This window comes from Burkholderia sp. B10 (genome assembly GCF_004368385.1).
GTDB lineage: Bacteria > Pseudomonadota > Gammaproteobacteria > Burkholderiales > Burkholderiaceae > Burkholderia > Burkholderia vietnamiensis.
This window is the reverse complement of record NZ_PQMX01000002.1, coordinates 134,457-159,651: the sequence shown is the minus strand read 5'-3', so window position 1 is coordinate 159,651 and position 25,195 is coordinate 134,457. Positions and strand designations below refer to the sequence as shown.

Genomic DNA, 25,195 nt, shown 5'->3' with positions numbered 1-25,195 from the left:
AATGTCTCCTTGCTGGGGCGGAACGGAACGGCGGGCGTCAGGCTGCGCGGCGCGCCGCGCGCGGTGCGCGGCCGGCGACGTGTTGCAGCCAGCCGAGCCCTTCCGTCGTGGTGGTGCGGGGTTTGTATTCGCAGCCGACGTAGCCGTCGTAATCGAGCCGGTCGAGCAGCGCGAACAGGAACGCGTAGTTGATCTCGCCCGTGCCCGGTTCGTTGCGGCCCGGGTTGTCGGCGAGCTGGACGTGGCCGATCGACGCGAGGTTGCGTTCGATCGTCGCGGCCAGTTCGCCTTCCATGCGCTGCATGTGATAGATGTCGTACTGCAGGAACAGGTTGTCGGAGCCGACCGCGCGGATCACGTCGAGCCCTTCGGACGAGCGGTTCAGCGCGAAGCCCGGGATGTCGAAGCGGTTGCACGGCTCGACGAGCAGGCGGATGCCTTCGCGCCGGAGCGCATCGGCCGCGAAGCGCAGGTTGTCGACCATCGTGACGAACGTCTGGTCGCGTGCCGTGCTGGCCGACGGAATGCCGACCAGGCAGTTCAGCTGCGGCACCTTCAGCGCCTTCGCATATTCGATCGCGCGGCCGACGCCGTCCTGGAATTCGCCGACGCGATCGGGCAGGCACGCGATCCCGCGCTCGCCCTGATCCCAGTTGCCGGCGGGCAGGTTGTGCAGCACGACGCGCAGCCCGTGCGCGTCGAGCCGCTCGGCCAGTTCCTCCTTCGCGTACGGGTACGGGAACAGGAATTCGACGGCGTCGAAGCCGGCATCCGCGGCGGCGGCGAAGCGATCGAGGAACGGCACTTCGTTGAACAGCATGGTCAGGTTTGCAGCGAACTTCGGCATGAGCTAAGCCTCTTTGGTCGGTCGGTGAGCGGATTGCCTGCGGGTCAGTCGAGCATCGAGATCGCGGTCGGCGCGTGCTCGGCCTTCTCGGCGAGGTCCTCGAACTCGTTGATCGCATCGATTTCGGCGCCCATCGAGATGTTGGTCACGCGCTCGAGGATCACCTCGACGATCACCGGCACGCTGAACTCGTTCGCGAGCGCTTGCGCCTGCTTCAGCGCCGGCGCGATCTGTTCCGGCTTGAACACGCGCAGCGCCTTGCAGCCGAGCCCTTCGGCCACCGCGACGTGATCGACGCCATAGCCGTTCAGCTCCGGCGCATTCACGTTGTCGAACGCGAGCTGCACGCAGTAGTCCATGTCGAATGCGCGCTGCGCCTGACGGATCAGCCCCAGATACGAGTTGTTCACGACGACGTGCACGTACGGCAGCTTGAACTGCGCGCCGGCGGCGAGCTCTTCGATCATGAACTGGAAGTCGTAGTCGCCGGACAGCGCGACGATCGGACGGCTCGGGTCGGCCGCGCGCACGCCGAGCGCGGCCGGAATCGTCCAGCCGAGCGGCCCGGCCTGGCCGCAGTTGATCCAGTTGCGCGCCTTGAACACGTGCAGGAACTGCGCGGCGGCGATCTGCGACAGGCCGATCGTGCTCACGTAGCAGGTATCGCGGCCGAACACCTTGTTCATCTCCTCGTACACGCGCTGCGGCTTGACCGGCACGTCGTCGAAGTGCGTCTTGCGCTGCAGCGAGCGCTTGCGCGCCTGGCAGTCCGACACCCACGCGCTGCGGTCCTTCAGCTTGCCGGCCGCCTTCCATTCCTGCGCGACGGCGACGAACAGCTCGAGCGCGGCCTTCGCATCGGACACGATGCCGAGATCGGGGCCGAACACGCGGCCGATCTGCGTCGGCTCGATGTCGACGTGCACGAACCTGCGGCCCTTCGTGTAGACCTCGACGCTGCCCGTGTGGCGATTCGCCCAGCGGTTGCCGATGCCGAGCACGAAGTCCGCCGCGAGCATCGTCGCGTTGCCGTAGCGGTGCGACGTCTGCAGGCCGACCATGCCGGCCATCAGCGGGTGGTCGTCGGCAATCGCGCCCCACGACATCAGCGTCGGGATCACCGGCACGCCGACCGTTTCGGCGAAACGGACCAGCAGGTCTTCCGCGGCCGCGTTGATCACGCCGCCGCCCGACACGATCAGCGGCCGGTCGGCGTCGTTGAGCATCGCGAGCGCGCGCTCGATCTGCGCGCGGGTCGCCGCGGGCTTGTACACCGGCAGCGGCTCGTAGGTGTCGATGTCGAATTCGATCTCGGCGAGCTGGACGTCGATCGGCAGGTCCACCAGCACCGGGCCCGGACGCCCCGAGCGCATCAGGTGGAAGGCCTGCTGGAACACGCGCGGCACCAGCGCCGGCTCGCGCACGGTGACGGCCCATTTGGTGACGGGCTTGGCGATCGATTCGATGTCGACGGCCTGGAAGTCTTCCTTGTACAGCCGCGCGCGCGGCGCCTGGCCGGTGATCGCGAGGATCGGAATCGAATCGGCCGACGCGGAGTACAGGCCGGTGATCATGTCGGTGCCGGCCGGGCCCGACGTGCCGATGCACACGCCGATATTGCCGGCTGCGGCGCGCGTATAGCCTTCGGCCATGTGCGACGCGCCCTCGACGTGGCGCGCCAGCACGTGGCTGATGCCGCCCGACTTGCGCAGCGCCGAGTAGAACGGGTTGATCGCGGCGCCCGGCACGCCGAACGCGGTCTGGATGCCTTCTTTCTCGAGCACCAGTACGGCGGCGTCGACGGCTCTCATCTTGGCCATGCATGTCTCCTTGAATGTACGGATCTGGCGAATCGGTCTGTTGGAGGCACTTTAGGGATGCAGGAAAGGTTTGATAAGATCAGCCGGAGTCGCTTATTTCGAAACTAAAAGTATGGAATCGCGGCCGGACGGGGCTTCCCGGCGGCTTCTCGGCCGCTTCCGGCCGTGTCGCAGCCGCGATGGAGACGAAAAATGGATCGTTTCAAGCAGATCGAGACGTTCGTGCGCGTGGCCGACGCCGGCAGCCTGGCCGCGGCCGCGCTGGAGGAAGGCGTGTCGCCGGTGGTGCTCGGGCGGCGCATCGACGCGCTCGAACGGCGCCTCGGCGTGAAGCTGATGTACCGCTCGACGCGGCGGCTGGTGGTCAGCGAGGAGGGCGCCGCGTTTCTCGAGCGCTGCCGCGGGCTGCTGTCCGAATGGGACCAGGCGGAGAACGAGCTGGCGGCGGGGCGGCGCGCGGTCAGCGGGCACCTGATCGTGTCGGCGCCGGCCGCGTTCGGCCGCAAGCACGTGGCGCCGCACGCGCCCGGCTTCCTCGCCGACAAGCCCGACATGCAGCTGTCGTTCAACCTGACCGATCGCGTGGTCGATCTCGTGCGCGAAGGCTACGACCTGTCGATCCGGATCGGCGGCTCGGTGGATCCGAACTTCGTCGCGGTGAAGCTCGCGTCGAACCGGCGTGTGGTGTGCGGCACGCCCGCGTATTTCCGCAAGCACGGCCGGCCGAAGTCGCTCGACGATCTGCTGCGGCACAACTGCCTCGCGTTCAACCTGCAGGGCGGCCAGAACCGCGGCTGGTACTTCCAGCGCCACGGCAAGATCGTGACGATGCGCGTGACCGGCAATCTCGACTGCAACGACGGCGAGCTGCTGCATCGCTGGGTCGCGGAGAGTCTCGGGCTCGGCTGGCGCTCGACCTGGGAAATCGCCGCGCAGCTCGAAACGGGCGAACTGGAAACGGTGCTCGACGAATACGCGCTGCCCGACTACGACATCCTCGCCGTCTATCCGCAGCAACGCTACGTGCCGGCGCGCGTGCGCTACTTCATCGACTACCTGCGCGACGCCTACGCGCGCCCCGGCTACTGGAGCAGCCCGCCGTGAGTGCCGCCGCGCCGTCGTCTCCGGAGCGAGCGAAGGCCCGCGCCGGCAGTCCGGACGATTCAAGTCGTTGAAAACACGGCCGAATCTGCCGGGAAAAGCTGGGTCGGTGTTGCATGCGGCCCGTATCCGGGTTAGAATCTTCGGCTTCTCACTTGCCACACCGGTTCAGACGCCCGGGTGGCTTCAATCCACAAGGAGTGTGTAATGCGTCATTACGAAATCGTATTCATCGTGCACCCGGATCAGAGCGAGCAAGTGCCCGCGATGATCGAGCGTTACAAGACCACGATCACGACGCACGGCGGCCAGATCCACCGTGTCGAAGACTGGGGCCGTCGCCAGCTGGCCTACATGATCGAGAAACTCGCGAAGGCTCACTACGTCTGCATGAACATCGAGTGCGACCAGACGACGCTCGACGAACTCGAACACGCGTTCAAGTTCAACGACGCCGTGCTGCGCCACCTCATCGTCAAGATGAAGAAGGCCGAAACCGGCCCGTCGCCGATGATGAAGGAAGTTCAGCGCGAAGAAGCCAAGAAGGCGGCTGCAGCTCAGCCGACCGAAGCGCAGGCTTAAGTTCGTCACTCATTAAGCCATCAAGGAGCGCGCCCCTCACGTGAACAGGTTGCAATTGACGGCGAGCGTCGTCGAACGCGCACCGGTGCGATATACGCCGGCAGGTGTTCCGATCGCAAGCGCCACGTTGCATCACCGCACGGAGGTCGTCGAAGCAGGCATTCCCCGTCAGGTCGACATGACGATCGAAGCGGTGGCGGCCGGTGAGGCGAGCGGCAAGCTGGAAAGTCGTGAAATGGGCGTCGAGACGCTGTTCACGGGCTTCCTGGCAAAAAAGAGCCGCAACGCGAGAACCTTGGTGTTTCACATCACTGCATTGCAGGACATAGGAAAGGACTGAAATCATGGCCCGCCCGACTGGTAAGAAATTCGACAAGCGTCGTCAGCAACAAAACCCGCTCTTCAAGCGCAAGAAGTTCTGCCGCTTCACGGCTGCAGGCGTCGATCAGATCGACTACAAGGACACGGAAACGCTGAAGGACTTCATCGGCGAAAACGGCAAGATCACGCCGGCTCGTCTGACGGGTACGAAGGCGCACTATCAGCGTCAGCTGGATACGGCAATCAAGCGTGCGCGTTTCCTCGCGCTGCTGCCGTACACCGATCAGCACAAGGCGTAATCAGGCGACGCAATAAGGAGAATTCGAATGCAAATCATTCTGTTGGAAAAAGTCGCCAATCTGGGCAACCTCGGCGATATCGTCAAGGTCAAGGACGGTTACGCTCGCAACTTCCTGATCCCGAACCGCAAGGCTCGCCGTGCAACGAAGGAAGCGATCGCCGAATTCGAAGTTCGCCGCGCCGAACTCGAAAAGATCGCCGCTGAAAAGCTGGCGGCATCGCAGGCAGTCGGCGAGAAGCTGAACGGCCAAGCGTTCGAAGTCACGCAGAAGTCGGGCGTCGACGGCCGTCTGTTCGGCTCGGTCACGAACGGCGACGTCGCGGAACTGCTGAAGAAGGCAGGTTTCGAAGTCGAGAAGCTGCAAGTTCGCATGCCGGAAGGCCCGCTGAAGATGATCGGCGAGCACGTCGTTCAAGTCGCGCTGCATACGGACGTCGTCGTCGACGTCACGATCAACGTGATCGGCGACCACGCATAAGCGTACGCAAGCTTGCCGGGCGGCTTCCGCCGTCCGGACAAGGGCAGGCGCCCGGGCAACCGGGGCCTGCCTTTTTTTTTGCCGATTGCCGGCAACCCGTAGCGCCGCTGCGATCTATTCGCGATAATCCCAACCCATGAACGCGCCGCAAGATCCCCAAATCGAATCGCTGAAAGTCCCGCCGCATTCGGTGGAAGCCGAGCAATCGGTGCTCGGCGGCCTGTTGCTCGACAACGCGGCATGGGACCGGATCGCCGACTTCCTGTCGCAGGGCGACTTCTATCGCTACGACCACCGGATCATCTACGAGCACATCGGCCGGCTGATCGCGGCCACGCGCCCGGCCGACGTCGTGACCGTATACGAAGCGCTGACCACGTCCGGCAAGGCCGAAGACGTCGGCGGGCTCGCCTACCTGAACGCACTCGCGCAGAACACGCCGAGCGCCGCGAACATCCGGCGCTACGCGGAAATCGTGCGCGACCGCGCGGTGCTGCGCCGGCTTGTGTCGGTCGCCGACGAAATCTCGGCCGACGCATTCAATCCGCAGGGCAAGGAAGTCCGCCAGCTGCTCGACGAGGCCGAGTCGAAGGTGTTCTCGATCGCCGAAGAGGGCGCGCGCGGCAATCAGGGCTTTCTCGAGATCGGCCCGCTGCTCACGCAGGTCGTCGAGCGGATCGACACGCTGTATCACACCGCGAACCCGAGCGACGTCACCGGCACGCCGACGGGCTTCGTCGACCTCGACCGGATGACGTCCGGGATGCACGGCGGCGAGCTGATCATCGTCGCGGGGCGCCCGTCGATGGGCAAGACCGCGTTCTCGATGAACATCGGCGAATACGTCGCGGTCGAATACGGCTTGCCGGTCGCGGTGTTCTCGATGGAAATGCCGGGCACCCAGCTCGTGATGCGGATGCTCGGCTCGATCGGCCGGCTCGACCAGCACCGGATGCGTACCGGCCGGCTGACCGACGAGGACTGGCCGAAGCTCACCCACGCGGTGCAGAAGATGAGTGAGGCGCAGCTTTTCATCGACGAGACGGGCGGCCTGAACCCGATGGAATTGCGCTCGCGCGCGCGGCGTCTCGCGCGCCAGTGCGGCAAGCTCGGGCTGATCATCGTCGACTACCTGCAGCTGATGTCGGGTTCGTCGCAGGGCGAAAACCGCGCGACCGAAATCTCGGAAATCTCGCGGTCGCTGAAGAGCCTCGCCAAGGAACTCGACGTGCCGGTGATCGCGCTGTCGCAGCTGAACCGCGGTCTCGAACAGCGGCCGAACAAGCGCCCGGTGATGTCGGATTTGCGCGAATCGGGTGCAATCGAACAGGATGCGGACGTGATCCTGTTCATTTACCGCGACGAGGTCTACAATCCGGACAGCCCGGACAAAGGCACGGCCGAGATCATCATCGGCAAGCAGCGTAACGGTCCGATCGGCCCTGTTCGGCTCACGTTCCTGGGCCAATACACGAAGTTCGACAACTTTGCGGGAGCGCAGAACTTCTACGGCGAGTGACGCCGCTTGTAAAGTCCTAAATCGCCAAACGTTGTATCCAATCCCGGCGCGTGCATGTGCACGCGTCGCGTCGCAACCGAAAACGGTACAATGTCGCCCGTTTTCGTGACAGTAGTTTGACAATCTCTCAGGAATCCCATGTTCGGTCGATTCATGCCCACCGAGGGCAAGTTCTTTGAACTCTTCAACGCGCACGCGAAGCACATCGTTTCCGGTGGCCGCGAACTCGAACTGCTGATCGACAATCTCGCCGACGCCGAGATTCACAAGCAAAACGTGCAGACCGCCGAGAAGGCCGCTGACAAGCTCACGCACGAAGCGATCGATCTGCTGCACAAGACCTTCATCACGCCGCTCGATCGCGACGAGATCCACAAGCTGATCACGACGATGGACGACATCCTCGACCTGATGGAAGACGTCGCGACGGCCGTGTCGCTGTACGACGTGCAGTCCGTCACCTCCGAGGCGAGCCAGCTCGCGCACATCGTCACGCAATCGGCGCAACACGTGCAACAGGCCGTCGGGCTGCTGTCCGACATGAAGCAGTCGGCGCAGATCCTCAAGCAGTGCGAGGAAATCGACCGCTGGGAGTCGGAGGCCGATCGCGTGCTGCGCTCGGCGATGTCGAAGCTGTTCCGCGAGGAAGACGACGTGAAGACGCTCATCAAGCTGAAGGCGATCTACGAGCTGCTCGAAGAGATCACCGACAAGTGCGAGGACGTCGCGAACATCATCGAAGGCATCGTGCTGGAAAACGCCTGAGCGGATCACGATGCATTCGATACAACTCGCCCTATGGATGGTCGCGACGCTGGTGCTCGTCGCGCTCGTATTCGACTTCATGAACGGCTTCCACGACGCGGCGAACTCGATCGCCACCGTCGTGTCCACCGGGGTGCTGAAGCCGCAACAGGCCGTGGTGTTCGCGGCCGCGTTCAACGTCATCGCCTATTTCATCTTCCACCTGAAGGTCGCGCAGACGGTCGGCAAAGGCACGATCGACCCGGAAATCGTCGACCACTACGTCGTGTTCGGTGCGCTGGTCGGCGCGATCGGCTGGAACGTGATCACCTGGTACTACGGGATTCCGTCGAGCTCGTCGCACGCGCTGATCGGCGGCCTCGTCGGCTCGGCGCTCGCGAAGTCCGGCTGGAGCGCGCTGAACATCGACGGCCTGATGAAGACCGTCGCGTTCATCTTCATCTCGCCGCTGCTCGGCTTCATCCTCGGCTCGCTGTTCATGCTCGGCGTGTCGTGGCTGTACTTCCGTACCGCGCCAAGCAAGGTCGACCGCCGCTTCCGGCGGCTCCAGTTGCTGTCGGCCGGCCTCTACAGCCTCGGCCACGGCGGTAACGACGCCCAGAAGACGATCGGCATCATCTGGATGCTGCTGATCGCGACCGGCTATGCGTCGGCGACGTCGGATGCGCCGCCCGTGTGGGTGATCGGCGCATGCTATCTGTCGATGGGTCTCGGCACGCTGTTCGGCGGCTGGCGCATCGTGCGCACGATGGGCCAGAAGATCACGAAGCTCAAGCCGGTCGGCGGCTTCTGCGCGGAGAGCGGCGGGGCGATCACGCTGTTCATCGCGTCGTTCCTCGGCATTCCGGTATCGACCACGCATACGATCACCGGCGCGATCGTCGGTGTCGGCGCGACGCAGAAGCTGTCGGCCGTGCGCTGGGGTGTGGCCGGCAACATCGTATGGGCCTGGGTGCTGACGATCCCGGCGTCCGCGCTGATCGCGGCCGCCGGATGGTGGGTCGGGCACCAGATCTTCTGATCGCGACGCCGCCCGGGTCGCATAAGAACCATGCGCCGCTAACCGAAAGGTTGCGGCGCATTTTCTTTTGCGGTGTACGGAATGCGGCGCTGCGCCGCAATGACTCAGTAGCTGCCGTTCGCGAAGCGGGCGATCGGATCGTCGGCGGTGCTGGTGCGCGGGCTGACCGGCGCCGATTGCGTCGATGCGCGCAGCACCTGCACCGGCTCGGCGCTGCCCGGCGAGCTCGGGGCAGGCATCGCGGACGGCGGTTCCGCATCGAACGCGGCCGCCTGCGCGGCCGTCAGCGCCGTCGTCGGGATCTGCGTGCCGACTTCTTCGGATGGGCCGGCCGGCGGCAAAACCGGCGTCATGGCCATCGTGTCGCCGCCCGCGGAGGAGACCGGCGCCGACATGCGCGGCGCCGGTTCGTACGGAGCGGCTGCGGCGGCCGTCGTCGTCGATACGGCCGGCACAGCAGCCTGCGCCGTCGCACGGGCCGGCGACGAAGCATAGGCAGGCCGCCGCACTGCCGCGGCCGCGACGACCGGCGCGGTGGCCGCAGCCGGCGCATCGCGCCGTGCATCGTAGATCGGGGCATCGAACGGCGTCGGCGTGCCGCGCGGCGGGGCGACGCGGCGAATGCCGTCGAAGCGCTTCGCCCAGTACGGGTTGGTCAGGTAGTCGAGCCGCACGGTGCCGCCCGTCGACGGCGCATTGACGAAGCGCAGCTTGCCGACGTAGATGCCGACGTGCGAGTGCGGCCGGCCGGTGGTGTTGAAGAAGATCAGGTCGCCCGGCGCGATCTGGTCGGGGTCGATGGACGCGCCGCGGCTGCTCATGTCGGCGGTCGTGCGCGGCAGGTTCACGTCGGCCGCGCGGCCCAGCACGTAGCGCACGAGGCCGCTGCAGTCGAAGCCGCTGGTCGGCGTGTTGCCGCCCCAGCGGTACGGAACGCCGACGAGGCTCATCGCCTGGATCGAGATTTCTTCCTGGCCGACGCTGTGATCGACGAAGTTCGGGAAATTGGCCGGAGCGGGGAACGCGCGCGGTGTCGTGATCTTCATGCCCGCGCTGCGCGATGCGGACTGCGGCGGCACGCTGGAGCAGGCCGCGAGCAGTGAGACGACGGCGACGGGAACCCAGATTCGAAGCATGACAAGGTGACGAGCGCGCTGCGCGCGAATCGTATGACGACAGACACACCCGATGGTAGACGGTCCCACGGGCCTCACGCAACCATTCGTGAGAATTTACTTGAAGTTTCGCGCGTAAGTCACGCGTTTCGCGACGCAGGCGCGCGAATGCTTTCGACCCTGAAATAAAAACGGCGCTCCGAACCGGAGCGCCGCAGCAGGTCGAGCCCGGCAGAACGTCGGGCGTATCGCGTTACAGGATGTCCGACGCGTAGTCGGCGAGCCGCGAGCGTTCGCCGCGCGCGAGCGTCACGTGGCCGCTGTGGCCCCAGCCCTTGAAGCGGTCGACGACGTAGGTCAGGCCCGAGCTGCCTTCGGTGAGGTAGGGCGTGTCGATCTGCGCGATGTTGCCGAGGCACACGATCTTCGTGCCGGGGCCCGCGCGCGTCACGAGCGTCTTCATTTGCTTCGGCGTCAGGTTCTGCGCTTCGTCGATGATCAGGTACTTGTCGACGAAGGTGCGCCCGCGCATGAAGTTCATGCTCTTCACCTTCAAGCGCGAACGGATCAGCTCCTGCGTGGCCGCACGGCCCCATTCGCCGGCCGCGTCGTCGGTCTTCTGCAGCACTTCGAGGTTGTCGTCGAATGCGCCCATCCACGGCTGCATCTTCTCTTCCTCGGTACCGGGCAGGAAACCGATGTCCTCGCCGACGGGCACCGTCGCGCGCGTCACGATGATCTCGTTGTAGCGCTTGTCGTCGAGCACCTGCGCGAGGCCGGCCGCGAGCGCGACGAGCGTCTTGCCGGTGCCGGCCTGGCCGAGCAGCGTGACGAAGTCGATCTCGGGATTCATCAACAGGTTCAGCGCAAAGTTCTGCTCGCGGTTGCGCGCGGTGATGCCCCACACGTTGTTCTTGTGATGGCTGTAGTCGCGCAGCGTCTGCAATAGCGCCGTCTTGCCGTTCAGCTCCCGCACGATCGCGTGGAACGTCGGCTCGCCGTTCTGCGGCTCGAGATAGACGAACTCGTTGACGAGCATCGACGCGACGAGCGGGCCCGTCACGCGGTAGTAGGTGGTGCCCGTCTTCGTGTCCTGCCAGCTCTCCATCCCCTTCGCGTGCTTGGTCCAGAAGTCCTGCGGCAACTCGCGCACGCCGTTATAGAGGAGATCCTTGTCCTCGAGTACCTGGTCGTTGAAGTAGTCTTCCGCGGGCAGGCCGAGCGCATGCGCCTTGATCCGCATGTTGATGTCTTTCGACACCAGCACGACCTGACGGTCCGGCCGGTCGCGCTGCAGCGCGCGCACGACGCCGAGGATCTGGTTGTCCGCCTTGCCCGCCGGCAGCCCTTCGACCGGAGCGATGTCGGCCAGCCTGGTCTGGAAGTACAGGCGGCCGAGCGCCTCGCGGCTGCCGAGTCGCGACAACGGAATGCCAGCCGAGATCGGGCCGCCGTCGGCGACCAGCGCGTCGAGCGTGCGGCTGACCTGGCGCGCGTTGCGCGCGACTTCGGACATCCCCTTCTTGTGGTTGTCGAGTTCCTCGAGCGTCATCATCGGCAGATAGACGTCGTGTTCCTCGAAACGGAACAGGCTGCTCGGGTCGTGCATCAGCACGTTGGTGTCGAGCACGAACAGCTTCTGCTGTTCGACCTCGGCCGGCTTGCGGCTGCGCGACTTCGGCGCCGCGCCGGCATCGCGCGCGGGCGCGGCGGCCGGTTTGCCGGCGGCCGGCTTGTCGTCGCGTGCGACGACCGGAGCGGGGGAGGCCGGTGCGGCGGGTTCGGCGGGCGGCTGGAGCGGCTGCAACAGCGCCGCGGTCTGTTTGGTCCTGCGACCGCGTGCGGGCGCGCTCGCGGTTTCCTGCGCCGGCGCCGCGACGGCGCGCAGCGGCGCGGCCGTATTCGCGGCTTCGGTCATCGGTTGGGCCACGCTGGCCGGGCCGTAGTCACCGGCTGTGGATGCGTCCCCTTCGGCGGATTTCTTCGCGGCTTTCGCGGGCCGCGCTTTCGCCTTGTATTCGTCGGGCGGCAGCAGGCTGCCGAGCTTGCTGGGGGGGGTAGGCAAAGGCATGGTGTCCCTCGGGAGGAATCGTGTCGCATGAAGTGCGCCGCTGATCGCATCCTGCGTGACGTAGACGCATGCAGTTTGCGCGCGGTGGCGCACAGGAATTTCGTCTAGCCGGTTCGCCTAAGTGTCGATCAACTCCTTCACGGGGTGACGGCCGGACCGAGGCCCGGCGCGCAATCCATAAAAAAAGCCGCTGCCCCGTCGACAGGGACATGCGGCTCGGCTGATACCGTCGTGATGCGCGTCAGATGCCGGAAAGCGTCGCAACGGACACCGGCGCAGCTACGAGAAATATGGGGCGAACTGGCATTCATTGCGGCCCAATATAACGCGCCTCAAAGCGCTTGTACAGCACTTAGCACGTCGTCCACGTGACCGGGTACCTTGATGCCGCGCCATGCCTGGCGAAGCACGCCGTCGGCGTCGATCAGGAACGTCGAGCGCTCGATGCCGCGTACTTCCTTGCCATACATTTTCTTCATCTTGATGACATCGAACAGCGTGCACAGCGCTTCGTCGGCATCCGAAATCAGCGGGAACGGCAGCTCGAGTTTCGCCTTGAAGTTGTCATGCGAGCGCAGGCTGTCGCGCGACACGCCGATCACTTCCGCGCCGGCCTTCGTGAACTTCGGATAGAGATCGCGGAACTGCAGGCCTTCGGTCGTGCAGCCCGGCGTGTTGTCTTTCGGATAGAAATACAGGACGAGCTTGCGGCCCTTGAGGCCGGACAGCGAAATGTCGCCGCCCGTCGCGGGTGCGGTGAAATCGGGAACTTGACGGTCAACTTCGACGGACACGTGTTTCTCCTGTTGTTATGGAAAGGCGCCGCTCGGGCGGCGCGTTCGGCGGGGTGTCGCGGCGGCAAGCCGAAACGGCAGGTCGAAGCGGCAGGCCGAAACGACAGCGCCGGCTGGGCCGGCGCGCGCGAACTCAGTCGGGCTGGACGATCAGTTCGCCGGAGCGGCCGGGGATCTCACCCCACGCGACAGGGTACGATGGCAGCGAGTCGCGGTCCAGCGTTGCGTGGTAATCGCCCATCGTCGCAAACGTGTGGCCCTGCGCACGCCAGCCGGCGAGCAGTTGCTCGAACACCGGCGCGAGTTTCTGGCCTTCGAGTTCCGCATGCAGCGTGAACACCTGATCGTGCGGATTGGTTTCGGTGAACTTCAGCAGATGCGCGGCGACGTTGTGCGTGTCGATGCCGTCGATGCCGAGCACCTCGTCGAGCGTCGGCAGCGTGGTGGGCATCTGCACGTGCGACAGCGTGCGGCCGCCCACCACCGGCAGATACGGCGAATGGCCGCGACCATCGGACGCATAGTGCATCCCCCATGCGTCGATCTGCTCGAATGCCGCGTCGTTCATCTGCCAGCCGGCCGCGCCGTGCGTGACGGGCGGCGCACCGAAGATGTCGACGAAGCGCGCGTGGCTCTTCTGCATTTCACGCGTGGTCCAGTGGCGATCGCGCACGCGCACGTTGTCTTGCCAATACACGTGATCCCACGTATGGATCCCGCACTCGAAGCCGGCCTCGTGGATCGCGCGCATGTCGGCGATCGCACGGCGGCCGATGTCGGGGCCCGGCAGCAGCACGCCGTACATCAGCTGCTTCACGCCGTAGTGCTCGACCACCGACGTACGCGACACCTTCTGCAGGAAGCCCGGCCGGAACACGCGCCGCAGCGCCCAGCCCGTATGATCGGGGCCGAGGCTGAACAGGAAGGTTGCGCGCGCACTGAAGCGGTCGAAGATGCGCGCGAGATTCGGCACGCCTTCGCGCGTGCCGCGCAGCGTGTCGACGTCGATCTTGAGGACGATGCGAGCCAAGCGTGCGTCCCGTCAGTGCTGCTGCTCGACCAGCGCGCGCGCGTCGGCGACATGGCCGCGATACGCTTCGAAGATCTTGCGCAGCGCGTCGTCGAACGTCGATTGCGGCGCCCACGCGAGCTCCTGCATCGTGTTGTCGATCTTCGGCACGCGGTTCTGCACGTCCTGGTAGCCGTTGCCGTAGTACGCGCCCGAGGTCGTCTCGACGAGCTTCACCTGCTTGGCCGAATCGGCGTACTCGGGGAATTCCGCCGCCAGTTCGAGCATCTTGTGCGCGAGCTCGCGAACCGAGAAGTTGTTGTGCGGATTGCCGATGTTGTAGATCTTGCCCGACGCGACGCCGCCCTTGTTCTCGATGATCTTCATCAGCGCGCTGATGCCGTCGTCGATGTCGGTGAACGCGCGCTTTTGCGAGCCGCCGTCGACGAGGCTGATGTTCTCGCCGCGCACGATGTGGCCGAGGAACTGCGTGACCACGCGCGAGCTGCCTTCCTTCGGCGTGTAGATTGAGTCGAGGCCCGGGCCGATCCAGTTGAACGGACGGAACAGCGTGAAGTTCAGGCCTTCCATCCCGTAGCCCCAGATCACGCGGTCCATCAGCTGCTTCGAGCACGCGTAGATCCAGCGCGGCTTGTTGATCGGGCCGTAGGTGAGCGCCGATGCGTCCGGATCGAACTGCTCGTCCGAGCACATGCCGTAGACCTCGGAGGTCGACGGAAACACGAGGTGCTTGCCGTACTTGACGGCCGAACGCACGATCGGCAGGTTCGCCTCGAAGTCGAGCTCGAACACGCGCAGCGGCTGCTTCACGTAGGTGGCGGGCGTCGCGATCGCGACCAGCGGCAGGATCACGTCGCACTTCTTCACGTGATACTCGACCCACTCCTTGTTGATCGTGATGTCGCCTTCGAAGAAATGCATCCGTTCGTGGTTGACGAGGTCGCCCAGCCGGTCGGTCTGCATGTCCATGCCGAACACTTCCCAATCGGTGGTTTCAAGAATGCGCTTCGACAGGTGATGGCCGATGAAGCCGTTCACACCCAGGATCAGGACTTTTTTTGCTTTCATGAATGACGGGAAGAATGAATGAACTGCGCGAATTCGGCCGGCGTCACGACGGTTTCGCTGCCGTCGCGCTGCTGCCACAGCTCGAGAATGGATAGGGCGCGGCTGTCGCCGCAGACGCCGAATAGCGCATTATCGCTTACGTGCAGGCCGGCGGGCAAATTCGCCGCGGCCGTCGCGGCGGCGCTGCCGGGCGCCGCGAGGCGCGCGCGCGCGATCACGAAGCGCGTGCCGCCGACGTCGGTGAACGCGCCCGGATAAGGCGGCGCGACGGCGCGCACGAGGTTGTAGACCTGCGCGGCCGGCTTCGACCAGTCGATGCGGCCGTCCTCCGGCTTGCGTCCGCCGTAGTAGCTGCCGCTCGCGAGATCGTTCGGCAGGTGCGGCGCGTCGCCGGCCAGCAGCGCGGGCAGCACGCGCCAGAGCGTCTGCTCGGCGGCGACCGTGACCTTGTCGAACACCTGCGCGGCCGTGTCGTCGGGCAGGATCGGCACGGCCGTCTGGCCGAGGATCGCGCCGGCGTCGGGCTTCGCGGCCATCTCGTGCAGCGTCGCGCCGGTTTCCGTTTCGCCGTTCAGCACGGCCCAGTTGGTCGGCACGCGGCCGCGGTATTTCGGCAGCAGCGAACCGTGCATGTTGTACGCGCCGCGCGGCGCGATCGCGAGCAGGTCCACCGGCAGCATGTGGCGGTAGTAGAACGAGAAGATGAAATCGGGGCGCGCATCCGACACCGCGCGACGCAGCGCGGGGTCGGATGGATCGGCCGGCGTGACGACCGGGATGCCGTGTTCGGCGGCGACGGACGCGACGCTGCCGAACCAGATGTTCTCGCTCGGGTTGTCTTCGTGCGTGACGACGAGTGCGACGTCGACGCCGCGCGCCAGCAGCACCTGCAGGCAGCGCACGCCGACGTTGTGATACGCGAACACGACGGCGCGCGGCTTCATCGTGCGGCTCCCGTACGGTGGGCGGCGGCCGGCACCGCGGGCACGCCGTCGTGCTGTTCGAGCACGGCCTGGACCAGATAGCGCGGCCGCGCGCGCACCTGCTGGTAGATGCGGCCGATGTATTCGCCGAGCAGGCCGAGCGCGAACAGGATCACGCCGAGCAGGAAGAACGTGATCGCGAACAGCGTGAACACGCCTTGCACTTCCGCGCCGACGATGAAGCGGCGCACCAGCAGCAGCACGAACAGCGCCGCGGAGCCGAGCGACAGGATCACGCCGATGAACGACAGCCACTGCAGCGGCACGACCGAGAAGCCGGTGACGAGATCGAAGTTCAGCCGGATCAGGCTGTACAGCGAGTATTTCGACTGGCCCGCGAAGCGCTCCTCGTGCGCGACCTCGATTTCGGTCGGGTTCTGCGCGAACGTATAGGCGAGCGCCGGGATGAACGTGTTGACTTCGCCGCACACGTTGATGGTGTCGATGATGCGGCGGCTATACGCGCGCAGCATGCAGCCCTGGTCGGTCATCTTGATCCGCGTGATGCGCTCGCGCAGCCGGTTCATCACCCGCGACGCCTTGCGCCGCCACAGGCTGTCCTGGCGCTGCTTGCGGATCGAGCCGACGTAGTCGTAGCCCTCGCGCATCTTCGTGATCAGCTTGCCGATTTCCTCGGGTGGATTCTGCAGGTCGGCGTCGAGCGTGATCACGATGTCGCCGCGCGACTGCGCGAAGCCCGCGAGGATCGCCATGTGCTGGCCGTAGTTGCCGTTGAGCAGCACGACGCGCGTCGTGTCGGGACGCACGTGGAACTGGTCGGCCAGCATCGCGGCCGAGCGGTCGCGGCTGCCGTCGTTGATCAGGATCACTTCGTACGACGTGCCGAGTGCGTCGAGTGCCGGGTAGAGCCGCGCGAACAGCGCGTCCAGGCCGTCTTCCTCGTTGTACACGGGGATGATGACCGATACCTCCGGGGTCGCGGCGCCCGGATGCCCGGCGCGTGCTTCAAGGTGATTCATGTACGCTTACTTTCCGTATTGTTCGCAAATCTGATTGATGGCGTCGGCCACGCGACGCACGTCGTCTTCCGTCATCTGCGTGAACAGCGGCAGCGTGACGGTCGAGGCGCCGTACCGTTCGGCGTGGGGGAACATGCCCTCCTTGAAGCCGCGCGCACGATACAGCGTGAAAAGATGGATGGCCGGATAGTGGACGCCGGTGCCGATGCCGCGCTCCTTCATCTGCGCCATGAAATCGGCGCGCGAGAGCGACAGCCGCTCGAGCGGCAGCGTGACCTGGAACATGTGCCAGTTGCTGTTCTCGAAGTCGGCGACCGGCAGGCCGAGCCCGAGCTTCACGGCCGCACCGCCGTCGAGCGCGGCGAAATACGCGCGCGCGAGCGCCCGGCGCTGCGCGGTGAAGCGCTCGAGGTGCGGCAGCTGGCCGAGGCCGACGCGCGCGGCGACGTCGGTCAGGTTGTACTTGCCGCCGAGCACGTCGCAGTCCATGCCGTCGAAGCCGGTGCGCGTGATGCCCTGCAGCCGGTACTTCTGCGCGAGCGCCGCCTCGTCCTCATCGTTCAGCACGAGTGCGCCGCCTTCGATCGTCGTCAGGTTCTTGTTCGCGTGGAAGCTGAACGACACGATGTCGCCGATCGCGCCGATGCGCTGGCCTTTCCACGTCGAGCCGAGCGCCTGCGCGGCGTCTTCGATCACGCGCAGGTCGTGCGCGCGGGCGATCGCGTACAGGCGGTCCATGTCGACCGGCAGGCCGGACAGGTAGACCGGGATGATCGCCTTCGTGCGCGGTGTGATCGCCTGTTCGAGCTTGTCGAGGTCGATGTTGCGCGTGACCGGATCGATGTCGGCGAACACGGGCGTCGCGCCGGTTTCGATAATCACGTTGCTGGTCGACACCCACGTGGCGGGCGTGGTGATCACCTCGTCGCCGGGGCCGACGCCCGCGATGCGCAGGCCGATCTCCAGCGTGCAGGTGCCGGAGTTGAACGCGCGCACCGGACGGCCGCCGCAGTACTCGGACAGCGCGGCCTCGAACTTCTGGTTCTGCGGGCCGGTGGTGATCCAGCCCGAGCGCAGCACTTCGACGACGCCCTGAATGGTTTCCTCGTCGATTTCGGGGCGGGTGAACGGCAGGAACGGAGCGGTAGTCTGGCTCATGAACGCGTTGGCCTGTAATGGCGTGTAATAAAGGGGTCGGGCGATCCGGTCCGAAACCGGCATTAAACACCGGTTGGCGGATTCGTACCGTGATTTTTTGTAGGCGGGCGCTTAATGCCCATAGGGCACCAACGCCCGCCGCGCACGGTCAGCTGCGCGCGAGCACGAGCACGCCGATCAGGATGATGCCGATGCCGACGAGCCGCTGGACCGACAGCACTTCGCCGAACAGATACCACGCGGCGAACGCGTTGACGACGTAGCCGAGCGACAGCATCGGGTACGCGATCGACACGTCGACCCGCGACAGCCCGACGATCCATACGACCACGCTGAGCACATAGCAGCCGAGGCCGCCGATGATCGGCAACTGGGTCGCGATCTTCAGCCCGACGGGGATGATGTTCGCACGGCTGAATTCGAAGTGTCCAACGGCGTTGACGCCGGCTTTCAGCAACAGCTGGGCGCATGCATTGAGCATCACGCCGGTGATGATGCAGACGAACGAAACGGGATTCATGTGACGGACGTCCTTACGATTGCGGTTTCTCGACGATCACGCGGCGGTTGTCGCGCGCGATCACGCGCATCGGCACGCCTTGCCGGGCGAGCGCGTCGTACTGGTCGGGCGGCATGATCGCGAGCGCGTGGGTTTCCTGTTTCCAGCGTTCGATCCACTGGCCGACGGTCGGGATCCATTTGTCCGGTTCGACCGAAATGCCGAAGCCGAGCTCGTCCTTGCGCTGGACCATGATCGTCGTGTGGCCGACGTAGAACGGGAACGTGTGATCGAGCATCTCGATCGAGTAGAACGGCGTGTCCGGCGGCAGCTTCGCGAGTTCGGCACGCACGGCCGGCGCGAGCAGCGCGCCAGAGCTGTAGCGGCCGAACTCGTCGTGACCGGTGCCGCCGATCGTGCCGAACGCGAGCCACGCGGCGCCGAACGCGGTGATCGCGGCGGCCACGCCGGCGCGCCGGTTCAGCCACGCGGCGGCGAGCGTCAGCGCGGCGGCCACCGCGAGGCCCGCGTACAGCCACATCTGGAAGGCGCGGTACAGTGCGTTCGGCGTGCGTGCGTCGCCCTGGTACGCGAGCGCGATGATCCCGAACGCCGCGGCGACCAGGAACACGAGGTAGCCGAGCAGGTGCCGGCGGAACCGCTCGGCGCTCATCAGCGGCAGGTAGGCGCCGATGATCAGCGCGAGCGACGGTGCGATCGGCAGCACGTACGAGATCAGCTTCGAATGCGAGGCGCTGAAGAACAGGAAGATGAACGCGCTCCAGACCAGCAGCACGAGCATCGGCGAGAAGCCGTTCGGCTGGCGCGGCATGCGCAGCGCGTGGCGGATGCTCTGCCAGGCGACCGACAGCCACGGCAGGAACCCGACGAGCAGTACCGGCACGAAGTAATAGAACGGGCCCGGCCGGTTCTGCTCGGGCGTCAGGTAGCGGCGAAACTGCTGGACGACGAAGAAGAAATTGAAGAACTCGGGGTTGCGCTGTTGGACCAGCAGGAACCACGGCGTGACGATCGCGAAGAAGATCACGAGGCCGCTTACCAGGTACAGCCGCTTCCACAGCGCCCAGTCGCGGGCGATCAGCGTATACAGCACCAGCACCGCGCCGGGCAGGATCAGGCCGACGAGCCCCTTGGACAGCACCGCGAACGCCATCGCGGCCCAGCAGACCCACATCCAGCCGCGCACCGAGCCGGCGCGCAGGCCCGGCCGCTGCGCGAGCAGCAGCGCGCACAGCGACAGCGCCATCCAGAACGCGAGCCCCATGTCGAGCGCGTTGAAGTGGCCCATCAGGTTCCAGTACGGCGAGCAGGCGAGCACGACGGCCGCGAGCAGGCCCGACAGCGGATTGAACAGGCGCGCGCCGGTGTAGCCGACCAGCAGCACGCCCGCGAAGCTGGCGAGGCCGGTGTAGAGGCGCGCCTGCCATTCGCCGATGCCGAACCACGCGAACGTCAGCGCGTTCAGCCAGGTCTGCAGCGGCGGCTTCTCGAAATATTTGTAGCCGTTGTAGCGCGGCGTGATCCAGTCGCCGGTGACGAACATTTCGCGCGCCATCTCCGCGTAGCGGCCCTCGTCGCTCGGGATCAGGTGGCGCAGCCCGAGCGGCGCGAACCAGACGATCGCGAGCGCGACAAGCAGGAGGACGAGCGTGATGCGATTGAGCGGTAGCCTTGCGGGCGTATCGTTCATGGGTTTTCAGCCTGTTGGTTGTTGTAGGGACCGCCGGACGGGTGGCGCCGGCGGCGGGCCGCCCGCCGGTCGGTCGGCCCGGCGGGCGAGCGGGGATCGACCCGACGCGCCGGCCCGTGTTTTACCGCATTGACGATTAACGTTCAATTAAGAGCGCGGCGGCGACTTTACGGCCCTCGGCCATCAGGATGTTGTAGGTGCGGCAGGCGGCCTGGAAATCCATCGTCTCCACGCCGATCCGCTCGGCCGTGAGCGCGGCCACCAGGCGCGGGTGCGGAAAGCGCAGCCGGGCGCCGCTGCCGAAGATCACCAGCTCGGGCGCGGGCTCGAGCAGCATCGCGAAATGCTCGGGCGCGAGTGCGTCGAACGACGCCACGGGCCAGTCGCGCACCGGTGCGCCGGGCAATACGATGACGCTGCCCTCGTGGCGTTGGAGGTTGACGTCGACATAATCGGGGCCGTAGCCGGTGACGGTGTTGAGCGCGCCGCTCGTGTCCTGGTGCAGTTTCAAATCGGTGTTCCGCGGTTCCGTGGAGGGAAGGTCTGGCGCGGGCCGCACGGGCCCGCGCGGCCGATTTCGCGCGGCGCGCATGCGGGACGCCCGACGGCGCGGGCCCGCAGCGGCCATGGTGCATTGCGAAAGTCGGCCAAAATCCGCTAAATTATAACTTTTTGGTCGCCCCCGGGCGCCACTTGCGTCGAGCGTCGCCACAAGCTGCGTCCGGCCGCCCGCTTTTTCCCAGTCTAGACAGCGCGCACAGACCGGCCGCTTTCCAGTTTTGATCCCGTCCCCTCGGCCGCAAGGCCAACCCAGGAACCGTGTCGTCGTGAAACCGATTCAGAAGTCGAACAAGCTGCTCAACGTCTGCTACGACATCCGTGGCCCGGTGCTCGAGCACGCGAAGCGCCTCGAGGAAGAAGGCCACCGTATCATCAAGCTGAACATCGGCAACCTCGCGCCGTTCGGTTTCGACGCGCCGGACGAGATCATCCAGGACATGATCCGCAACCTTCCCGCGTCGTCGGGCTATTCGGATTCGAAGGGCGTGTTCTCGGCGCGCAAGGCCGTGATGCACTACACGCAGCAAAAGGGCGTGGTCGGCGTGGGCCTCGACGACATCTACATCGGCAACGGCGCATCCGAGCTGATCGTGATGGCGACCCAGGCGTTGCTGAACGACGGCGACGAGGTGCTGCTGCCGGCGCCCGACTACCCGCTGTGGACGGCCGCCGTGAGCCTGTCGGGCGGCACGCCCGTGCACTACGTGTGCGACGAGCAGAACGCGTGGATGCCCGACCCCGACGACATCCGCCGCAAGATCACGCCGAACACCAAGGCGCTCGTCGTGATCAACCCGAACAACCCGACCGGCGCGCTGTATTCCGACGAATTGCTGCTCGAGCTGCTCGAGATCGCGCGTCAGCACGGGCTGATCGTGTTCGCCGACGAGGTCTACGACAAGATCGTCTACGACGGCCTCGAACACACGGCGCTCGGCTCGCTGTCGGAGGACGTGATCACCGTCACGTTCAACAGCCTGTCGAAAAGCTATCGCTCGTGCGGCTACCGCGCGGGCTGGATGTCCGTGTCGGGCCTCGGCGGCGACAACCGCCGGCGCGCGAACGACTATCTGGAGGGGCTCGGCATCCTGTCGTCGATGCGGCTGTGCGCGAACGTGCCGGGGCAGTTCGCGATCCAGACCGCGCTCGGCGGCTACCAGAGCATCAACGAGCTGATCGTGCCGAGCGGGCGCCTGTACAAGCAGCGCGAACTCGCGTACGACATGCTCACGTCGATTCCGGGCGTGACCTGCGTGAAGCCGCAGGCCGCGCTGTACATGTTCCCGCGGCTCGATCCGAAGCTGTATCCGATTCAGAACGATCAGCAGTTCATCCTCGACTTGTTGCTCGAGGAGCGCGTGCTGCTCGTGCAGGGGACGGGCTTCAATTGGGCGCAGCCGGATCACTTCCGCGTGGTTTTCCTGCCGAACCTCGACGATCTGGCCGATTCGATCAGCCGGATCGCGCGCTTCCTCGACGGCTACCGCAAGCGCCATTCGGTCTGAGCGGGCCGGGTTTTCGCGCATTCATTCATTCTTACTAGCGAATCACAAGCAGCATGGAACCGATCAAAGTTGGCCTGTTGGGCTTCGGCACCGTCGGTAGCGGCACCTTCACGGTGCTGCACCGCAATCAGGAAGAAATCAAACGGCGCGCGGGGCGCGGCATCGAGATCGCGCGCATTGCGGTGCGCAACCCCGCCAAGGCGCAGGCCGCGCTCGGCGCTGACGCCGGCGTCGTCGAGGTCACCGACGACTTCAACGCGGTCGTCGACGATCCGTCGATCTCGATCATCGCCGAGATGATCGGCGGCACCGGCATCGCGCGCGAGCTCGTGCTGCGCGCGATCGCCAACGGCAAGCACGTCGTGACCGCCAACAAGGCGCTGCTCGCGGTGCACGGCACCGAGATCTTCGAGGCCGCGCGCGAAAAGGGCGTGATGGTCGCGTTCGAGGCGGCCGTCGCGGGCGGCATCCCGATCATCAAGGCGCTGCGCGAAGGCCTGACCGCCAACCGCATCCAGTACATCGCCGGCATCATCAACGGCACGACCAACTACATCCTGTCGGAGATGCGCGACCGCGGCCTCGATTTCGCGACCGCGCTGAAGGCTGCGCAGGCGCTCGGCTACGCGGAAGCCGATCCGACCTTCGACATCGAAGGCGTCGACGCCGCGCACAAGGCGACCATCATGAGCGCGATCGCGTTCGGCGTGCCGGTCCAGTTCGACCGCGCTTACGTCGAAGGCATCAGCAAGCTCGACGCGACCGACATCCGCTATGCGGAAGAGCTCGGCTACCGGATCAAGCTGCTCGGCATCGCGCGCCGCGCCGAAGACGGCATCGAGCTGCGCGTGCATCCGACGCTGATTCCCGAGAAGCGCCTGCTCGCGAACGTCGAAGGCGCGATGAACGCGGTCGTCGTGCACGGCGACGCGGTCGGCACGACGCTCTACTACGGCAAGGGCGCCGGCGCGGAGCCGACCGCCTCGGCCGTCGTCGCGGATCTCGTCGACGTCACGCGCCTGCATACGGCCGACCCGGAACACCGCGTGCCGCATCTCGCATTCCAGCCCGACAGCCTGTCGAACACGCCGATCCTGCCGATCGACGAAGTGACGAGCGGCTACTACCTGCGCCTGCGCGTGGCCGACGAGACGGGCGTGCTCGCCGACATCACGCGCATCCTGGCCGACGCCGGCATCTCGATCGACGCGCTGCTGCAGAAGGAGTCGGAGCAGGTCGACGACGCGAACGGCGAAACCGACATCATCCTGATCACGCACGAAACGCGCGAAAAGCACGTGAACGCGGCGATCGCGCGAATCGAAAGCCTCTCGACGGTGGTGTCGAAGGTGACGAAGCTGCGCATGGAAGCGCTGAACTGAGGACGCGGAACGACATGAACTACATCTCCACGCGCGGCGCCGGCATCGGCGAGCGCCACACGTTTTCCGACATCCTGCTCGGCGGCCTCGCGAAGGACGGCGGGCTGTACCTGCCGAGCGAGTATCCGCAGGTGTCGGCAGACGAGCTCGCGCGCTGGCGCACGCTGCCGTATGCGGATCTCGCGTTCGAGATCCTCACGAAATTCTGCGACGACGTGCCCGCCGACGACCTGCGTGCGATCACGCGCCGCACCTACACGGCCGCCGTCTACAGCAACACGCGCCACGGCGAGAACGCGTCCGACATCACGCCGCTGAAGCCGCTCGGCACCGAGCAGGGCACGGCGCTGTCGCTGCTCGAGCTGTCGAACGGCCCGACGCTCGCATTCAAGGACATGGCGATGCAGCTGCTCGGCAACCTGTTCGAGTACACGCTCGCGAAGCACGGCGAGGCGCTGAACATTCTCGGCGCGACGTCGGGCGATACGGGCAGCGCGGCCGAATACGCGATGCGCGGCAAGGCCGGCGTGCGCGTGTTCATGCTGTCGCCGCACCGCAAGATGAGCGCGTTCCAGACCGCGCAGATGTTCAGCCTGCAGGATCCGAACATCTTCAACCTCGCGGTCGAGGGCGTGTTCGACGACTGCCAGGACATCGTGAAGGCCGTGTCGAACGATCACGCGTTCAAGGCCCGGCACAAGATCGGCACGGTCAACTCGATCAACTGGGCGCGCGTCGTCGCGCAGGTCGTCTATTACTTCAAGGGCTATTTTGCGGCCACCCGGTCCAACGACGAGCGCGTCTCGTTCACGGTGCCGTCGGGCAACTTCGGCAACGTCTGCGCCGGCCACATCGCGCGCATGATGGGTCTGCCGATCGCGAAGCTGGTCGTCGCGACCAACGAGAACGACGTGCTCGACGAGTTCTTCCGCACCGGCGTCTACCGCGTGCGCAGCGCGCAGAACACCTATCACACGAGCAGCCCGAGCATGGACATCTCGAAGGCGTCGAACTTCGAGCGCTTCGTGTTCGACCTGCTCGGTCGCGATCCGGCGCGCGTGATGCAGCTGTTCCGCGACGTCGACGAGAAGGGCGGCTTCGATCTCGCGGCGAGCGGCGATTTCGCGCGCGTCGCGCAGTTCGGCTTCGTGTCCGGCCGCAGCAGCCATGCGGACCGCATCGCGACGATCCGCGACGTGTTCGCCCGTTACGACACGATGATCGACACCCATACGGCCGACGGCGTGAAGGTCGCGCGCGAGCACCTCGACGCCGGCGTGCCGATGGTCGTGCTCGAGACGGCGCAGCCGATCAAGTTCGGCGAGACGATCCGCGAAGCGCTCGAGCGCGAGGCCGAACGGCCGGCCGCGTTCGACGGGCTCGAAGCGCTGCCGCAGCGCTTCGACGTCGTGAAGGCCGACGCGCAGCAGGTGAAGGACTTCATCGCCGCGCACACGGACGCGTAACGCGGCGCCGGGCCGCCCGCGCGGGCGGCCGGCGGCGCACTACGGCCGGAATGTCGATTCGTCGCACGGATCGGGATTCCGGCCGTTTTACTTGGCTGCGGCATTCGCGCGATGGGC

Annotated in this window: 24 protein-coding genes; 11 read left to right on the top strand and 13 right to left on the bottom strand. The window is 65.9% G+C overall.

Going from position 1 to position 25,195, the window contains the following annotated elements:
• Nucleotides 1-37: 37 nt before the first annotated feature.
• The gene (hyi, locus tag C3Y15_RS01910; RefSeq protein ID WP_059460806.1) at nucleotides 38-847 is read right to left on the bottom strand and encodes a hydroxypyruvate isomerase; all 810 of its coding nucleotides are present in this window, start codon (nucleotides 845-847) and stop codon (nucleotides 38-40) included.
• 44 nt (nucleotides 848-891) lie between these two features.
• Nucleotides 892-2,667, bottom strand: coding sequence for a glyoxylate carboligase (gene gcl / locus C3Y15_RS01905; RefSeq protein WP_014723128.1), 1,776 nt, complete (start codon nucleotides 2,665-2,667; stop codon nucleotides 892-894).
• Between the two features lie 192 nt (nucleotides 2,668-2,859).
• On the opposite strand from gcl, the gene C3Y15_RS01900 reads away from it, so the two are divergent.
• From C3Y15_RS01900 to C3Y15_RS01865, 8 genes are all read left to right on the top strand, one after another.
• On the top strand, nucleotides 2,860-3,771 hold the full coding sequence (locus tag C3Y15_RS01900) for a LysR family transcriptional regulator (protein WP_011885024.1): 912 nt from the start codon (nucleotides 2,860-2,862) through the stop codon (nucleotides 3,769-3,771).
• Nucleotides 3,772-3,975: 204 nt separating this feature from the next.
• Nucleotides 3,976-4,350, top strand: coding sequence for a 30S ribosomal protein S6 (gene rpsF, locus C3Y15_RS01895; protein WP_006755436.1), 375 nt, complete (start codon nucleotides 3,976-3,978; stop codon nucleotides 4,348-4,350).
• 40 nt (nucleotides 4,351-4,390) lie between these two features.
• Nucleotides 4,391-4,690: a primosomal replication protein N gene (gene priB / locus C3Y15_RS01890; protein WP_011885023.1), complete on the top strand. Its 300-nt coding sequence runs from the start codon at nucleotides 4,391-4,393 to the stop codon at nucleotides 4,688-4,690.
• A gap of 4 nt (nucleotides 4,691-4,694) precedes the next feature.
• Nucleotides 4,695-4,970 carry a 30S ribosomal protein S18 gene (gene rpsR / locus C3Y15_RS01885; protein WP_011885022.1) on the top strand — a complete coding sequence of 92 codons (276 nt, stop codon included), beginning with the start codon at nucleotides 4,695-4,697 and terminating at the stop codon, nucleotides 4,968-4,970.
• A gap of 27 nt (nucleotides 4,971-4,997) precedes the next feature.
• The gene (gene rplI, locus C3Y15_RS01880; protein WP_011885021.1) at nucleotides 4,998-5,450 is read left to right on the top strand and encodes a 50S ribosomal protein L9; all 453 of its coding nucleotides are present in this window, start codon (nucleotides 4,998-5,000) and stop codon (nucleotides 5,448-5,450) included.
• A 136-nt stretch (nucleotides 5,451-5,586) separates the two neighbouring features.
• Nucleotides 5,587-6,969, top strand: a complete 1,383-nt coding sequence (locus C3Y15_RS01875) for a replicative DNA helicase (RefSeq protein WP_011885020.1) — start codon at nucleotides 5,587-5,589, stop codon at nucleotides 6,967-6,969.
• A gap of 138 nt (nucleotides 6,970-7,107) precedes the next feature.
• The gene (locus C3Y15_RS01870; RefSeq protein ID WP_011885019.1) at nucleotides 7,108-7,734 is read left to right on the top strand and encodes a DUF47 domain-containing protein; all 627 of its coding nucleotides are present in this window, start codon (nucleotides 7,108-7,110) and stop codon (nucleotides 7,732-7,734) included.
• 10 nt (nucleotides 7,735-7,744) lie between these two features.
• Nucleotides 7,745-8,755, top strand: coding sequence for an inorganic phosphate transporter (locus C3Y15_RS01865; protein ID WP_059460804.1), 1,011 nt, complete (start codon nucleotides 7,745-7,747; stop codon nucleotides 8,753-8,755).
• Nucleotides 8,756-8,859: 104 nt separating this feature from the next.
• Here the strand turns inward: C3Y15_RS01865 and C3Y15_RS01860 are convergent, their stop codons facing one another.
• From C3Y15_RS01860 to C3Y15_RS01805, 11 genes are all read right to left on the bottom strand, one after another.
• On the bottom strand, nucleotides 8,860-9,891 hold the full coding sequence (locus C3Y15_RS01860) for a C40 family peptidase (RefSeq protein ID WP_045579041.1): 1,032 nt from the start codon (nucleotides 9,889-9,891) through the stop codon (nucleotides 8,860-8,862).
• A 232-nt stretch (nucleotides 9,892-10,123) separates the two neighbouring features.
• Nucleotides 10,124-11,941 carry a PhoH family protein gene (locus C3Y15_RS01855; protein WP_011885016.1) on the bottom strand — a complete coding sequence of 606 codons (1,818 nt, stop codon included), beginning with the start codon at nucleotides 11,939-11,941 and terminating at the stop codon, nucleotides 10,124-10,126.
• Between the two features lie 332 nt (nucleotides 11,942-12,273).
• On the bottom strand, nucleotides 12,274-12,735 hold the full coding sequence (locus C3Y15_RS01845) for a peroxiredoxin (protein WP_011885015.1): 462 nt from the start codon (nucleotides 12,733-12,735) through the stop codon (nucleotides 12,274-12,276).
• A 133-nt stretch (nucleotides 12,736-12,868) separates the two neighbouring features.
• Nucleotides 12,869-13,765 (bottom strand): polysaccharide deacetylase family protein, encoded by an 897-nt coding sequence (locus C3Y15_RS01840; RefSeq protein WP_011885014.1) that lies wholly within the window; start codon nucleotides 13,763-13,765, stop codon nucleotides 12,869-12,871.
• Between the two features lie 12 nt (nucleotides 13,766-13,777).
• Complete coding sequence (locus tag C3Y15_RS01835; RefSeq protein ID WP_011885013.1) at nucleotides 13,778-14,833, bottom strand: bifunctional UDP-4-keto-pentose/UDP-xylose synthase; 1,056 nt, start codon at nucleotides 14,831-14,833, stop codon at nucleotides 13,778-13,780.
• Entirely contained in the window at nucleotides 14,830-15,777 is a 948-nt protein-coding gene (locus C3Y15_RS01830; RefSeq protein ID WP_011885012.1) for a formyltransferase, read from the bottom strand. The genes C3Y15_RS01835 and C3Y15_RS01830 overlap by 4 nt, the downstream gene beginning before the upstream one ends.
• Nucleotides 15,774-16,796 carry a glycosyltransferase gene (locus C3Y15_RS01825; RefSeq protein WP_124259646.1) on the bottom strand — a complete coding sequence of 341 codons (1,023 nt, stop codon included), beginning with the start codon at nucleotides 16,794-16,796 and terminating at the stop codon, nucleotides 15,774-15,776. Before C3Y15_RS01825 ends, C3Y15_RS01830 begins: the two co-directional genes overlap by 4 nt.
• 6 nt (nucleotides 16,797-16,802) lie before the next feature.
• Complete coding sequence (locus tag C3Y15_RS01820) at nucleotides 16,803-17,954, bottom strand: DegT/DnrJ/EryC1/StrS aminotransferase family protein (protein WP_034195391.1); 1,152 nt, start codon at nucleotides 17,952-17,954, stop codon at nucleotides 16,803-16,805.
• 148 nt (nucleotides 17,955-18,102) lie between these two features.
• The gene (locus C3Y15_RS01815) at nucleotides 18,103-18,474 is read right to left on the bottom strand and encodes an EamA family transporter (protein WP_011352303.1); all 372 of its coding nucleotides are present in this window, start codon (nucleotides 18,472-18,474) and stop codon (nucleotides 18,103-18,105) included.
• Between the two features lie 13 nt (nucleotides 18,475-18,487).
• Entirely contained in the window at nucleotides 18,488-20,164 is a 1,677-nt protein-coding gene (locus tag C3Y15_RS01810; protein WP_059460803.1) for a glycosyltransferase family 39 protein, read from the bottom strand.
• A 136-nt stretch (nucleotides 20,165-20,300) separates the two neighbouring features.
• Entirely contained in the window at nucleotides 20,301-20,675 is a 375-nt protein-coding gene (locus C3Y15_RS01805; RefSeq protein WP_014723124.1) for an Mth938-like domain-containing protein, read from the bottom strand.
• 316 nt (nucleotides 20,676-20,991) lie between these two features.
• Here C3Y15_RS01805 and C3Y15_RS01800 point away from each other — a divergent pair, with 316 nt between their 5' ends.
• Genes C3Y15_RS01800 through thrC form a run of 3 tightly spaced genes read left to right on the top strand, consistent with a single transcriptional unit; the run spans nucleotide 20,992 to nucleotide 25,078 of the window.
• Entirely contained in the window at nucleotides 20,992-22,230 is a 1,239-nt protein-coding gene (locus C3Y15_RS01800) for a pyridoxal phosphate-dependent aminotransferase (RefSeq protein WP_011885007.1), read from the top strand.
• Nucleotides 22,231-22,283: 53 nt separating this feature from the next.
• Nucleotides 22,284-23,612, top strand: coding sequence for a homoserine dehydrogenase (locus tag C3Y15_RS01795; RefSeq protein ID WP_011885006.1), 1,329 nt, complete (start codon nucleotides 22,284-22,286; stop codon nucleotides 23,610-23,612).
• A gap of 14 nt (nucleotides 23,613-23,626) precedes the next feature.
• On the top strand, nucleotides 23,627-25,078 hold the full coding sequence (gene thrC / locus C3Y15_RS01790; RefSeq protein ID WP_059460802.1) for a threonine synthase: 1,452 nt from the start codon (nucleotides 23,627-23,629) through the stop codon (nucleotides 25,076-25,078).
• The last annotated feature ends 117 nt before the right edge of the window (nucleotides 25,079-25,195 follow it).

What these genes read in the sequence shown, in the direction of transcription:
- hyi (WP_059460806.1), bottom strand. Translation starts at nt 847, where the DNA reads ATGCCGAAGTTCGCTGCAAACCTGACCATGCTGTTCAACGAAGTGCCG.
- gcl (WP_014723128.1), bottom strand. Translation starts at nt 2,667, where the DNA reads ATGGCCAAGATGAGAGCCGTCGACGCCGCCGTACTGGTGCTCGAGAAA.
- C3Y15_RS01900 (WP_011885024.1), top strand. Translation starts at nt 2,860, where the DNA reads ATGGATCGTTTCAAGCAGATCGAGACGTTCGTGCGCGTGGCCGACGCC.
- rpsF (WP_006755436.1), top strand. Translation starts at nt 3,976, where the DNA reads ATGCGTCATTACGAAATCGTATTCATCGTGCACCCGGATCAGAGCGAG.
- rpsR (WP_011885022.1), top strand. Translation starts at nt 4,695, where the DNA reads ATGGCCCGCCCGACTGGTAAGAAATTCGACAAGCGTCGTCAGCAACAA.
- rplI (WP_011885021.1), top strand. Translation starts at nt 4,998, where the DNA reads ATGCAAATCATTCTGTTGGAAAAAGTCGCCAATCTGGGCAACCTCGGC.
- C3Y15_RS01875 (WP_011885020.1), top strand. Translation starts at nt 5,587, where the DNA reads ATGAACGCGCCGCAAGATCCCCAAATCGAATCGCTGAAAGTCCCGCCG.
- C3Y15_RS01870 (WP_011885019.1), top strand. Translation starts at nt 7,108, where the DNA reads ATGTTCGGTCGATTCATGCCCACCGAGGGCAAGTTCTTTGAACTCTTC.
- C3Y15_RS01865 (WP_059460804.1), top strand. Translation starts at nt 7,745, where the DNA reads ATGCATTCGATACAACTCGCCCTATGGATGGTCGCGACGCTGGTGCTC.
- C3Y15_RS01860 (WP_045579041.1), bottom strand. Translation starts at nt 9,891, where the DNA reads ATGCTTCGAATCTGGGTTCCCGTCGCCGTCGTCTCACTGCTCGCGGCC.
- C3Y15_RS01855 (WP_011885016.1), bottom strand. Translation starts at nt 11,941, where the DNA reads ATGCCTTTGCCTACCCCCCCCAGCAAGCTCGGCAGCCTGCTGCCGCCC.
- C3Y15_RS01835 (WP_011885013.1), bottom strand. Translation starts at nt 14,833, where the DNA reads ATGAAAGCAAAAAAAGTCCTGATCCTGGGTGTGAACGGCTTCATCGGC.
- C3Y15_RS01830 (WP_011885012.1), bottom strand. Translation starts at nt 15,777, where the DNA reads ATGAAGCCGCGCGCCGTCGTGTTCGCGTATCACAACGTCGGCGTGCGC.
- C3Y15_RS01825 (WP_124259646.1), bottom strand. Translation starts at nt 16,796, where the DNA reads ATGAATCACCTTGAAGCACGCGCCGGGCATCCGGGCGCCGCGACCCCG.
- C3Y15_RS01820 (WP_034195391.1), bottom strand. Translation starts at nt 17,954, where the DNA reads ATGAGCCAGACTACCGCTCCGTTCCTGCCGTTCACCCGCCCCGAAATC.
- C3Y15_RS01815 (WP_011352303.1), bottom strand. Translation starts at nt 18,474, where the DNA reads ATGAATCCCGTTTCGTTCGTCTGCATCATCACCGGCGTGATGCTCAAT.
- C3Y15_RS01810 (WP_059460803.1), bottom strand. Translation starts at nt 20,164, where the DNA reads ATGAACGATACGCCCGCAAGGCTACCGCTCAATCGCATCACGCTCGTC.
- C3Y15_RS01795 (WP_011885006.1), top strand. Translation starts at nt 22,284, where the DNA reads ATGGAACCGATCAAAGTTGGCCTGTTGGGCTTCGGCACCGTCGGTAGC.
- thrC (WP_059460802.1), top strand. Translation starts at nt 23,627, where the DNA reads ATGAACTACATCTCCACGCGCGGCGCCGGCATCGGCGAGCGCCACACG.